The sequence below is a fragment of the Vibrio sp. YT-17 genome, assembly GCF_033337375.1.
Classification (GTDB): Bacteria; Pseudomonadota; Gammaproteobacteria; order Enterobacterales; family Vibrionaceae; genus Vibrio; species Vibrio alginolyticus.
This window is the reverse complement of record NZ_JAWOQP010000151.1, coordinates 1-1168: the sequence shown is the minus strand read 5'-3', so window position 1 is coordinate 1168 and position 1168 is coordinate 1. Positions and strand designations below refer to the sequence as shown.

2 protein-coding genes are annotated in these 1168 nt (G+C 44.5%); both read right to left on the bottom strand.

Annotated elements, in window-relative coordinates:
• Window positions 1-35: 35 nt before the first annotated feature.
• A complete protein-coding gene (locus R7F67_RS24580; protein WP_276387166.1) occupies window positions 36-173 on the bottom strand; it encodes a hypothetical protein in 138 nt (45 codons plus the stop codon).
• 237 nt (window positions 174-410) lie between these two features.
• On the bottom strand, window positions 411-1168 hold a 758-nt coding region (locus R7F67_RS24575; RefSeq protein WP_318057507.1), incomplete at its 5' end, for an ABC transporter permease.

Sequence of the window (1168 nt, the reverse complement as noted above, 5' to 3'; positions counted from 1 at the left end):
CTTTTTTGTACGTCGTATTTGGGTGAAAGTGCTTTCTAAATCAGCTCTTCATTGATTCCAAACTCGTTTGGCAACCAGTGAGAAGTGATCTCTTGTGGCTCTTGCACAAGCCATTCAACCGGCAAGTCAGGCAGTAACTCATCGTGTTTTTCCGCCATGATCAATACGTCCATGATATCTGCTCCATTTTGTCTCTAAGCACAATGTAGAAGCCGAAGATGTCATTGAGTTGACTAAAATGTGACCATTGCATGTTGATAAGACAGGAGACTCAGAAATGTGGCTATGTTTCTGGTTGCGTATATCTTTTGGTGGCTTATCCACATTTTCTGTGGATAACCTGTATCAAAGATCGTGAGTATCTCTGAAGATCCAGAAAATTTCATACAATTAGGGGGTTATGTGGCCAATTACTGACCTCGCTTCATTCCATCAACTGGGCGTACTTTGACCGTAACACGGCCTTCTTTTGTTTGTACAAAGCTCAATGTCATTTCAAGCGTGATGGCAACAGAGACGCTCATCATGACAAAAATAGCTAGCATGATGACCAGTTGATATTTAATGGCAACCAATGGGCTTGCGCCCCCTAGGATTTGCCCCGTCATCATACCAGGAAGTGTGACAAGGCCCATCGTGGTCATTGAGGCTAGCGTTGGCGCTAACGATTTTCTCAGAGCCTCCTGAACGAAAGGAAAGGAAGCGTATTTAGGGGCGGCACCCAGAGAGATAGCAGCTTCGTACTCAGATTTACGCTCTTCAAAAGCAGAGAATAAGTTTTGTAGCGCGATGATATTACTGCTCAGACTATTGCCTAACAGCATGCCTGCCAATGGGATCATATATTGTGCATTGTAAAGCGGAGTAGGACGCACCAAGCCAGCGGTGATCGCAATTAGTAGTGGAAACAAGCCACATACAAGCCCAGTTAGAAGTGGCAACATGAGCGGCTTTTTCGGTAAACGTGCTTTCCCTGCTATGGAACTTGCTCCTACGACGAGCATAATCGCAAGCCAAAGTAAGTTGATGATCAAACTGTTTAATTGAAAGAGATATTCAAGATAAACCCCGATCAGAACGAGCTGTAAAGTCATACGCACAACGCTGACTGATGCATCTTTCGCGATGCCTAATCTATAGCGTGCATTGATCGCAAGTGGCACTAACA